Genomic DNA, 12,435 nt, shown 5'->3' on the forward strand with positions numbered 1-12,435 from the left:
CCCGTGGGCGGGGCGGTTGTCGGTGGCCGCGGTGAACGGCCCGTCGTCGACGGTGGTGTCGGGTGACGCGGACGCGGTGACGGCACTGGTCGACGGGCTGATGGGTGAGGGGGTGCGGGCGCGTGTGATCGAGGTCGACTACGCGTCGCATTCCGCGCATGTGGAGGAGATCCGCGAGCGGTTGCTCTCCGATCTGGCCGGCATCGTGCCTCGTTCCGGTGCCGTGCCGTTCTATTCGAGCGTGACGGGTGGCCTGTTGGACACGAAGGCCCTGGACGCGGAGTACTGGTACCGCAATCTGCGGGAGACCGTCGAGTTCGAGCAGACGACCTGCGGGCTCCTCGCGGCCGGGCACCGCGTCTTCATCGAGGCCGGCCCGCACCCGGTGTTGGGCGTGGCGGTGGGGGAGTCGGTGGAGGCCGCTGGTGTGGACGCCGCGGTGCTGGGGACGTTGCGGCGTGAGGAAGGTGGCCTGGCTCAGGTGCTGCGTGCGGTGGGCCGCGGGTGGGAGTGCGGACTGGAGGTGGACTGGTCGGGTGTGTTCCCGGAGGGCCGGCGGGTGGACCTGCCGACCTACGCCTTCCAGCGGCGGCGCTACTGGCTGACGGCCCCGGCCGCCGTCCCGGCCGCCCCCGCCGAAGACCGCTGGGACGACCTGGAACTACAGGACCCCGCCCAGCTCGCCGAAACCCTCGGGGTCGACCGTGAAGCCCTGGACGAAGTCCTGCCCGCCCTGGCGACCTGGCGCTCCGCCAGGAGCCGTGAACGGAGGGCGGGATCCTGGCGCTACCACGTTGCCTGGGCACCCCTGTCGGTCGCGCCGGCGGACGGCCTCCCCGGTCGCTGGCTCGCCCTGCGTCCCGAGGGCGACGACGCGGCGGCCGCCCTGGGCACGCTCGGCGAGGCCGGAGCCGACCTCCTCCCGTGCGTCGTCGCCGATCCGGGCGCGACCCGCGAACAAATGGCCGCTCTGCTCACGAAGACCGCCGGGGAGCAGCCGATCGCCGGCGTGCTGTCCCTGCTGTCCTGGGAGGAGCGCCCCCATCCCGAACACCCCGACCTGCCCGGTGGTCCGGCGCTGACCCTCGCCCTGGCCCAGGCGCTGGAGGACGCGGGTATCCACGCCCGGCTCTGGACGCTGACGAAGGGAACGGCGGTCCTGGGCGGTGCCGAACGGCCCGGACACGTCGGCCAGGCCGCGTCCGCCGCCCTGGGCCGGACGCTGGCACTGGAGCACCCGCATCGCCGGGGCGGTCTGATCGACCTGCCCGAGGTGCTGGACGTACGGGCCGCCCGCCGCTTGTGCGCGGTGCTCGCGGGAGCCATGGCCGATGAGGAACAGGTGGCGGTGCGCTCCACCGGGGTCCACGGACGCCGTCTCCGGCCCGCGTCGTCCGCGCAGCCGAAGGCCCGTACGGGTGGCGCGGACGACGCGGCCGTCCGGGTGCGGACGCGACCGCGATGGCAGGGCACGGTCCTCGTCACCGGTGGCACCGGTGGCGTCGGCTCGCACACGGCGCGCTGGCTCGCGGGCCAGGGCGCGGAGCGGCTGCTGCTGGTCAGCCGTCGCGGTGCCGACGCACCCGGTACGGACGCGCTGCGGGAGGAACTGACGGCGCTGGGCGCCGAAACGGCCTTCGCGGCCTGCGACGTCGCCGACCCGGCCGCACTGGCGGCGCTGCTCGCCGACATCCCGGCGCGATACCCGCTGTCCGCCGTCATCCACGCGGCGGGCGTCCTCGACGACGGTGTGCTCGACGCGCTGGACCCCGCGCGGCTCGCCGTGGTGCTGCGCGCCAAGCTGACCGCCGCACGGAACCTGCACGAGGCCACCGCGGGTCTCGACCTGTCGGCCTTCGTGGTGTTCTCGTCGGTGATGGGCGTCGTGGGCAACGCCGGGCAGGGCAACTACGCGGCCGCCAACGCGGCCGTCGACGCACTCGTCGCCGCCCGCCGGGCCGCCGGGCTGCCCGGCACGTCCGTGGCCTGGGGCGCCTGGGCCGGGCCGGGCATGCTGGCGGACGAGGTCGCCGCACGGCTGCGGGACTTCGGCATGCCGGTGATGGAGCCCGAAACGGCCGTCACCGCGATCGGCCGGGCACTCGCGGAGGACGACGAACTGGTCGTGGTCGCCGATGTCGACTGGAGGCGCTTCACCACGGGCAGGGGCCGGTGGACCGCCGCCCTCCTCCACGGGATACCGGACCCGGCTGCCGCGAGGCCCGTCCAGGACACCACCGCACCGTCGGCGGCCCGGGAAGGCGGCGACTCCGCCGACGCCCTGCGGCAGCAGATCGCCGTACTGCCGCGCCACGAGGACCGGGTCAGGACCCTCACCGAACTGGTACGCACCCACGCGGCGACGGTCCTGCGCCACCCCGACGTCGACACGGTCCAGCCCGGAAAGGCGTTCTCCGCGCTCGGCTTCGACTCGCTGACGGCGGTGGAGCTGCGCAACCGGCTCGCCGCCGTCACCGGACTGGCGCTGCCCGCCACCGTCCTGTTCGACCATCCCACACCGTCGGCACTGGCCGACCGGCTGCTCGCGGACCTGGACCTGCCGGACGCCGCGAGCGGCACCGCCGGGCCCGCCGGCTCCGTCGATGCCGGGGCGAGCCGGGCGGCGGCACCCGGCGGCAACGAGCCGATCGCGATCGTCGGCATGGGCTGCCGCTTCCCCGGCGGGGTCGCAGGGCCCGAGGACTTCTGGCACCTGCTCTCGAATGGCACCGACGCCGTCGGCGACTGGCCGTCGAACCGGGGCTGGGACACCGAGGGGCTGTACGACCCCGACCCCGACCACGCCGGCACCACGTACAGCAGGCAGGGCGGCTTCCTGCACGACGCCCCCGAGTTCGACGCGGAGTTCTTCGGCATCTCGCCGCGCGAGGCCCTCGCCATGGACCCGCAGCAGCGGCTGCTCCTGGAGACCGCCTGGGAGGCGGTCGAGGGCTCCGGGCAGGACCCGACCGCGCTGAAGGACCGGCAGGTCGGCGTCTACATCGGTACCAACGGCCAGGACTACTCCGCGCTGCTGCAGGGCGCCGAGGGCGTGTCCGAGGGCCATCTGCTGACCGGGAACACGGCCAGCGTGCTGTCCGGGCGGCTGTCCTACGTCCTCGGCCTCCAGGGACCCTCGCTCACCGTCGACACCGCGTGCTCCTCGTCGCTGGTGGCGCTCCACCTGGCCGTGCAGGCACTGCGGCGCGGCGACTGCGAGCAGGCCCTCGCGGGCGGGGTGACGGTGATGAGCACCCCGCGGCTCTTCGTGGAGTTCAGCCGTCAGCGCGGGCTCGCCGCCGACGGACGGTGCAAGGCGTTCTCGGCGGACGCGGACGGCACGGGCTGGGGCGAGGGCGCCGGAGTGCTGCTGCTGGAGCGCCACAGCGACGCCCTGCGCCACGGCCACCCCGTACTCGCGCTGGTCAGCGGCACCGCCGTGAACCAGGACGGCGCCAGCAACGGGCTCACCGCCCCCAACGGCCCGTCCCAGCAGCAGGTCATCCGCGCCGCGCTGGCCGACGCCGCGCTGCGCGCCGACCAGATCGACGCGATCGAGGCCCACGGCACCGGCACGAGGCTCGGCGACCCCATCGAAGCGCAGGCGCTCCAGGCCGTCCACGGGCCGGCGCGCCCGGCGGACCGGCCGCTGTGGCTCGGCTCCGTGAAGTCGAACATCGGGCACACCCAGGCGGCGGCCGGGGTGGCCGGAGTGATGAAGATGGTGCTGGCCATCCGCCACGGCGAACTGCCGGGAACCCTGCACGCCGGGACGCCGAACCCGCACGTCGACTGGTCCGACGGTGCCATCCGCCTGCTCACCGCGCACACCCCGTGGCCGGAGACCGGGAACCCACGCCGGGCAGGCGTGTCGTCGTTCGGCATCAGCGGCACCAACGTGCACGCGATCATCGAGCAGGCACCGGCCGTCGCGGTCGCGCCCGCCCCGGAGCGGACCGACACCTCGGCCGTGCCCGCCCCGGACACCGCCACGACGGCCACCGCGCGCCGGGCCGCCCCGCCCGTGCCGCTGCTGCTCTCGGCCGGCGCACCGGAGGCCCTGCGGGCACAGGCCGGCCGGCTGCTGAGCCGGCTCGATGCCGACCCGGACGCCGAACTGGCGGACGTCGCCTACTCGCTGGCCACGGGACGAGCCCCGCTCGAACACCGGGCCGCCGTCCTGGGACGGGACCGGGTATCCGTCCGACGCTCGCTCACCGCACTCGCGCGCGGCACAGCAGCGGGCCACCTGCTCACCGGAGGCGCCATACGCTCCGGCCGGACCGCCTTCCTCTTCCCGGGACAGGGCAGCCAGCGGCCCGGAGCCGGCGCGGAGCTCTACCGCGACGACCCGGTGTTCGCCGACGCCCTCGACGAGGTGCTGACCGGCCTGGACCCGCACCTCGACCTGCCCCTGCGCGACATCCTGTTCGCCGAGCCCGGAACCCCCGGTGCGGCGCTGCTCGACCGCACCCGGTACACCCAGCCCGCGTTGTTCGCCCTGGAGACGGCGCTGTTCCGGCTCGTGCAGCACTGGGGTGTGCGGCCCGACCTGCTGATGGGGCACTCCGTCGGCGAACTCGCCGCCGCCCACGCGGCGGGCGTGCTGGACCTGCCCGATGCCTGCGCGCTGGTAACGGCCCGGGGCCGGCTGATGGACGAACTGCCCGAGGGCGGGGCGATGGTGGCGGTGGAGGCCACCGAGGAGGAAGTACACCAGGCCCTGCTGGACGACCGCACCGGGCACCCCCTCCCGGAGACGGAAGCGGACCGGGACCCGGGCCGGGACGCGGTGGACATCGCCGCCGTCAACGGGCCCACCTCCGTGGTCCTGTCCGGTGACGCGGACGCGGTGCTGCGCCTGGCCGGGGCGTTCCGCTCCCGCGGACGGCGCACCCGCCGGCTGAGCGTGAGCCACGCGTTCCACTCCGCCCGGATGGACGGGATGCTCGACGCGTTCCGGGACGTGGCCGAGTCGCTGACCTACCACGCGCCCGGCATCGAGATCGTCTCCAACCTGACCGGGCGCACGGCCACGGCCGCGGAACTCCGTTCCCCCGAGCACTGGGTGCGCCACGTCCGGGGCACCGTGCGCTTCCTGGAAGGGGCCCGCCGGCTGCGGGCCGAGGGCGCGACGACGTACCTCGAACTCGGACCGGGCGGCGTGCTGTCCGGCATGCTTCACGCCTGCCTCCCCGACGCCACGCCCACCCCCGGCGGCCCCGGTACGGTGCCGCTGCTGCGCGACGGCCGCGGCGAGCCGGACGCGGTCCGCACCGCACTCGCCTCGCTGCACCTGCGCGGCGTGGCGGTGGACTGGTCGGCGGGCTGGAGCGGCACCGACGTGCGGCGGGTCGACCTGCCCACCTACGCCTTCCAGCGCAGGCGCTTCTGGCCGGTGGCCGCGCCGGACCCGGCCCCCGCCGCCCGGCGCTCCCGCCGGGAGACCGAGGTCCCCGTCGGCCCCCGCCGCTACCGCATCGCATGGGAGCCGCTCACCCCGCCCGCGGAGCCCCGCCTCTCCGGCCGCTGGCTGCTCGTCACCCCGGACGGACCCGGTGCCGAGGACACCGCACTCGCCTGCGAACAGGCGCTCGCCGGACACGGCGCCGACGTGGCCGTGATCCGGGTCGGGGCCGCCGCCGAACGCGCCGAACTGGCCTCGCTGCTCCCGGAGTTCGGCTCCTTGGAGGGCGTCCTGTCGCTGCTGGCCCTGGCCCAGGGCCCCCGCCCTGGCCTGCCGATGCTCGACGCCTGCCTGACCGGGACCCTGCTGCTGCTCCAGGCCCTGGGCGACAGCGGCATCGACGCACCCCTGTGGTGCGCCACCCGCGGCGCGGTGGCAGCCGACGGCACGGAGGAGGTCCGCCCCGAGCAGGCCCAGGTGTGGGGCCTGGGCCGGGTGGCGGCACTGGAGCACCCGCTGCGCTGGGGCGGCCTGGTCGACCTGCCGGACCTGCTGGACGGGCCCGCGCTGGACGGGCTGTGCGCGGTGCTGGCCGGACGGGACGGCGAGGACCAGGTGGCCGTACGCGCGCCGGCACCGTTGGGCCGTCGACTCGTCCCCGCGCCGGAGCCCGCGACACCCGCGCCCGCACCGTGGACGCCGCGCGGCACGGTCCTCGTCACCGGCGGCACCGGAGGCCTCGGCGCCCAGGTGGCGCGCTGGCTCGCGGAGCGCGGCGCGGAGCACCTCGTCCTCCTCGGCCGGCGGGGCCCCGAGGCCCCCGGCGCCGACGCGCTGGTCGACGCCCTGGCGGCGCTCGGCGCCCGGAGCACCCTGCTGGCCTGCGACGTCGCCGACCGCACCGCGCTGGAGCGGGTCCTGGGGCGGCTGCGCGACGAGGGCGACACCGTACGGGCCGTGGTGCACACCGCCGGACTCACCTCGGACACCGCGCTGATGGACTGCACGCCGGAGGAACTGGCCCGGCGGACGGCGGCCAAGACGTGCGGCGCGGCCCACCTCGACGCCCTGTTCGAAGACCGCCCGCTGGACGCCTTCGTGCTGTTCTCCTCGATCTCGGGCACCTGGGGCAGCGGCGGCCAGGGCGCCTACGCGGCAGCCAACGCCTACCTGGACGGCCTCGCCGCGGCGAGGCGCGGCCGGGGCCTGACGGCGACCTCGGTGGCCTGGGGCCCCTGGGCCGGAGCGGGCATGGCCGAGGGCGCGGTCGGCGACGGCCTGCGCCGCCACGGGCTGGTGCCGATGGCCCCGGCAGCGGCGCTCTCCTCGCTCGGCCTGGCGCTGACCCTGGACGAGGGCGAACCGGTCGTCGCCGAGCTGGACTGGAGCCGCTTCGCGCCGATCTTCGGCTCGGTCAGGGACAGTGCGCTGCTGCGCGGCCTGTCGGCCGCCCCGGAGCCCCGGGCGGCGGACGGCGACCCCGCGGACGCGGACACCTCCGCCGGGTCCGGACCCGGCACGGGCGGCGACCCGTCGTGGCTGCACCGGCTGCACCGACTGTCCGAGCCCGAGGGCCGCAAACTGCTGACGGAACTGGTGCGGAGCGAAGCGGCCGCCGTGCTGGGCCACGAGTCGGCCGCCGGCCTCATGGCCGACCGCCCGTTCCGCGAGCTGGGCTTCGACTCGCTCACCGCCGTCGAACTCCGCAACCGGCTGGTCGCGGCCACCGCTCTGCCGCTCGCGTTCACCACCGTCTTCGACCACCCGACGGCAGCCGCCCTCGCCGCCCACCTCTTCGCCGAGCTGAGCGGCACCGGACCGGACGCCCACGGCACGACCGGCACGGCAGCGACGGACTCCGCGGCCGCCGCCGGCGGCGCGGCCGGGCCCGCGGCGGCCGACGAACCCCTGGCGATCGTCTCGATGGCCTGCCGGTTCCCGGGCGGCGTCCGCTCGCCCGAGGACCTGTGGCAGCTGGTGGCCGACGGAGTGGACGCGGTCGCCGCGCTGCCCGCCGACCGCGGCTGGCCGCTGGACACCCTCTACGACCCGGACCCCCTGCACCCGGGCACCTTCTACACCACCGGCGGCGGATTCCTGGACGGCGCGGCCGAGTTCGACGCGGAGTTCTTCGGCATCTCCCCGCGCGAAGCACTGGCCATGGACCCGCAGCAGCGACTGCTCCTCGAAACCAGCTGGGAGGCACTGGAGCGGGCCGGACTCGACCCCGCGTCGGTCCGTGGCAGCGAGGGCGGCGTCTACGTCGGCGTCGCCGCCCAGGGCTACGGCACCGGCCCGCAGAACCCGTCCGACGAGATCGAGGGGCACCTCCTCAGCGGCACGGTCACCAGCGTCGCCTCCGGCCGCGTCGCCTACACCCTCGGACTCGGCGGCCCCGCCGTGACCGTGGAGACGGCCTGCTCGTCCTCGCTGGTGGCACTGCACCTGGCCGGCCAGGCACTGCGCGCCGGCGACTGCTCGTTCGCCCTGGTCGGCGGCGCCGCGGTGATGGCGAGCCCGGACGTCTTCGTCGAGTTCAGCCGTCAGCAGGGCCTGTCGCCCGACGGCCGCTGCCGCTCCTTCGCCGAAGGGGCGAACGGCACGGGCTGGGGCGAAGGGGTGGGCGTCCTGCTCGTGGAACGCCTCTCCGACGCGCGCCGCCTCGGACATCCGGTCCTCGCCCTCGTACGGGGCACCGCGGTGAACCAGGACGGTGCCAGCAACGGCCTCACCGCTCCGAGCGGCCCCGCGCAGCAGCGGGTGATCAGGACCGCGCTGGCCGCGGCAGGACTGTCCGGCGCCGATATCGACCTGGTCGAGGGGCACGGCACCGGCACCGTGCTCGGCGACCCCATCGAGGCGCAGGCCCTGCTGGCCACCTACGGCCAGGACCGGCCCGCCGACCGCCCGCTGTGGCTGGGATCGCTGAAGTCCAACATCGGGCACACCCAGGCCGCCGCCGGGGTCGCCGGCGTCATCAAGACGGTGCTCGCACTGCGCAACGGCGTGCTCCCCGGCACCCTGCACGCACAGGAGGCGTCCAGCCGGGTGGACTGGTCGGCCGGCGCGGTCCGGCTGCTCGCGGACGCCCGCCCCTGGGACGCCCCGGACGGGGACCGGCCGCGCCGGGCCGGCGTCTCCGCGTTCGGCATGAGCGGCACCAACGCCCACGCCGTCCTGGAGGAAGCATCCGCCGCCGACGCCGGCCCGCTGCCCGACTGCACGGACGGCGAACCCTCCGAGGACACCGGGACCACCGTTCCGTGGCTGCTCTCCGCCATGACCCCCGCGGCCCTGCGCCGACAGGCGCGCCGACTGGGCGAGCACCTGCGGGCCGGCCCCGACGGGGGCGCCGCCGCCCCGGCCCGTGCGCTCGCCACCACCCGCCCCGCCCTGCCCTTCCGGGCAGCAGTCCTCGGCCGCGACCGCGACGCGCTCCTCGGCCGGCTGGACGCCCTCGCGGCGGGCGAACCCGCGCCCGACGCCGTGCGGGACCGGGCGCGCGGCGGCCGTACGGTTTTCGTCTTCCCCGGCCAGGGCTCGCAGTGGGCCGGCATGGCCACGGCGGCGCTCGACGCCTCCGCGCCGTTCGCCGCCGCCATCGACGCCTGCGAACGGGCGCTCGCCCCGCACACCGACTGGTCCCTGACCGAGGTGCTGCGCGGCGCGCCCGGCGCGCCGACGCTCGACCGCGTGGACGTCGTCCAGCCGGCGCTCTTCGCCGTGATGGTCGCGCTGGCCGCGCACTGGCGCGACACCGGGGTCACCCCGGACGCGGTCGTCGGACACAGCCAGGGCGAGATCGCCGCCGCCCACGTCGCCGGAGCGCTGTCGCTCGACGACGCGGCCCTCGTGGTGGCGCGGCGCAGCCGGGCGCTGCTGAGGTTGGCGGGACGCGGCGGCATGGTGTCGGTCGCCGCCTCCGTCGAGCGGACCACGAGCCTGATGCCCGCCGGCGGACGCCTCTGCGTGGCCGCGGTGAACGGCCCCGACGCCGTGGTCGTCGCCGGGGAGCCCGAGGAGCTGACCGCCCTGCTCGCGGCCTGCGACCGGGAAGGTGTGCGGGCCAAGGCGATCCCGGTGGACTACGCGGCCCACTCGGCCCAGGTCGCCGAGATCGAGGACGAACTGCGCGAAGCCTTCGCCGGGATACGCCCCCGCGCCTCGGCCGTCCCGCTCTACTCGACGGTGACCGGCGAACCCGTCGCCGGAGAATCGCTCGACGCCGCCTACTGGTACCGCAACCTGCGCGAGCCGGTCGACTTCGTCGGAGCGACCCGCGCCCTGCTCGACGCGGGCCACACCCTGCTCGTCGAGGTCAGCCCGCATCCGGTGCTGCTCGCCGGGATCGAGGCGGTGGCCGCGGCGGCCGGGCGGGAGGTGTCGGCGGTCGGCACGCTGCGGCGCGGCGACGGCGGCCGGGACCGGCTGCTGGCCTCACTGACCGAGGCGTGGGCGGCCGGCGGCGGCCCGGTGGACTGGTCGCCCTGGACGGGGGCCCCCGGGCCGGGCGGCCCGGCACCCGTCCTGCTGCCGACGTACCCCTTCCAGCGCGACCGGTACTGGCTGCCCACACCGGGCCGGACGGCCGCCGCGGCCACCACCGCGGCCACCACCACGGTGCCGGCCGAGGACACTCCGCAGACCGCGGGCGACGAGGACGGCACCCCCGCCGTGCGACTGGCCGCCCGGCTGGCCCCGCTGGACCGGCAGGCACGCCGCCAAGCGGTGCTCGACCTGGTCGTCCGGCACGCGGCCGCGGTCCTCGGCCATTCCGGAACCGGTCCGGTGCGCCCGGAACGCGCCTTCTCCGAGATCGGCTTCGACTCGATGCTCGCGGTGCGGTTCAGGAACGCGCTGTGCGAGGCCACCGGGCTGGCCGTCCCGCCGACGGTCGTCTTCGACCACCCGACGCCAGAGGCGCTCGCCGCCCACCTGGACGCGGAGCTGTCCGCCGCGCCCGAACCGCCCTCGCCGCTGTTGGCCGAGCTGGACCGGCTGGCCGCGCTCCTCGCGGCCGTCCCGCCCGGAGCGGCCGACACCGACGGGGTCGGCGAACGACTGAACGAACTGCTGCACGGCTGGGGCCGGCGCGCCGGCGCACCGGGGGGCGAGGCACCACCGCCGGGACCGGTGGACGACAACGCCACCGCGATGGAAACGGCGACAGCGGACGAGCTGTTCGCCCTGCTCGACAACGACTTCGGAAACGCCTGAAAGAGAGCTGGCACTGATGTCCGACGACAAGAAGCTGCTCGACTACCTCAGGCGCGCCACCGCAGACCTCGGTGACACCCGGAGGCAGCTGCGCGAGGCCGAGCAGGCCCGCCACGAACCGATCGCCGTCGTCTCCATGGCCTGCCGCTATCCCGGCGGCACCGACACGCCGGAACTGCTGTGGGACCTGGTCTCCCGGGGCGCCGACGCGGTCTCCGCCTGGCCGGTCAACCGCGGCTGGGACCTGGAGGGCCTCTACGACCCGGACCCCGAGCGGCCCGGTACCTCCTACACCCGGCACGGCGGCTTCCTCCACGACGCCGCCGAGTTCGACGCGGAGTTCTTCGGCATCTCGCCGCGCGAGGCCCTGGCCATGGACCCCCAGCAGCGGCTGGCACTGGAGACCGCCTGGGAGGCGGTCGAGCGGGCCACGATCGACCCCCGCACGCTGCGGCGCACCGGCACGGGTGTCTTCCTCGGGGCGATCGGCAACGGCTACGGCGCGGGTTCGCGCCACCTCCCCGAGGTCCAGGGCCTGTTGGACACCGGGACCGCGAGCAGTGTGGTCTCCGGCCGGATCGCCTACACCCTGGGCCTGGAAGGGCCCGCGGTGACCGTGGACACGGCCTGCTCCTCTTCTCTGGTCGCCCTGCACCTGGCGATCCGGGCCCTGCGGGCCGGCGACTGCACGCTGGCCCTGGCCGGCGGGGTGTCGGTGATGGCGACCCCCGACGCGTTCGTGGCGTTCAGCCGCCAGCGGGCACTGTCGGCCGACGGCCGCTGCAAGGCGTTCGGGGCCGACGCGGACGGAACCGGTTGGTCCGAGGGCGCCGGCGTCCTGCTGCTGGAACGGCTGTCGGACGCGCGGCGCAACGGGCACCCGGTGCTGGCCGTCATCCGGGGTTCGGCCACGAACCAGGACGGTGCGAGCAACGGCCTGACGGCGCCCAGCGGCCCGGCACAGCAGCGGGTGATCCGGGCGGCGCTCGCGGACGCGGGCCTGTCGGCGTCCGAAGTGGACGCGGTGGAGGCGCACGGCACCGGCACCACCCTCGGCGACCCCATCGAGGCGCAGGCGCTGCTGGCCACGTACGGTCAGCGGCGGCCCGCCGAACGGCCTTTGTGGCTGGGCTCGTTGAAGTCGAACATCGGCCACACCTCGGCGGCGGCCGGAGTGGGCGGCGTCATCAAGATGGTGCTGGCGATCGAGCACGGCGAACTGCCCAGGACCCTGCACGCGGACCGGCCGACGCCCATGGTGGACTGGTCGTCGGGAGCCGTGGAAATCCTCTCCGAGGCCCGCGTCTGGGACGACACGGGACACCCGCGCCGGGCCGGGGTGTCCGCCTTCGGCGTCAGCGGCACCAACGCCCATCTGATCCTGGAACAGGCCCCGGCGGAGGAAGCCGGACCGGCGGCCGACACTGCGGCCGACGGCGATGCGTACCCGCTGCCCTGGGTGCTGTCGGGGCGTACCGACGAGGCGCTGCGCGACCAGGCGGCCCGGCTGCTGGCACACCTGAGCGCCGGTCCCGCACCCCTGCGGGCCGCCGACACCGGCCGCGCCCTCGCCCTCACGCGGACCGCCTTCGAACGGCGCGCCGTGGTGGTGGGCACCGACCCGGACCGACTGCTCGACGGCGTGAAGGCGCTGGCGGAGGGCCACTCGGTGCCGGGCCTGGTGCGGGGCGACGGTGTGTCGTCCGGTCGGGTGGCGTTGGTGTTCCCGGGTCAGGGTTCGCAGTGGGTGGGGATGGCCGCGGAGCTGCTGGCCGGGTCGGCTGTGTTCGCGGGGCGGATGGCGGAGTGCG

2 protein-coding genes are annotated in these 12,435 nt (G+C 75.9%); both read left to right on the forward strand.

Annotated elements, in window-relative coordinates; all coding sequences use genetic code 11:
* On the forward strand, nucleotides 1–10,624 hold a 10,624-nt coding region (locus ACZ52J_RS42105), incomplete at its 5' end, for an SDR family NAD(P)-dependent oxidoreductase (protein ID WP_465626701.1).
* A 16-nt stretch (nucleotides 10,625–10,640) separates the two neighbouring features.
* The coding region (locus ACZ52J_RS42110; RefSeq protein ID WP_465626702.1) for a type I polyketide synthase at nucleotides 10,641–12,435 on the forward strand (1,795 nt) is incomplete at its 3' end.

The organism is Kitasatospora sp. NPDC034035 (assembly GCF_055575755.1).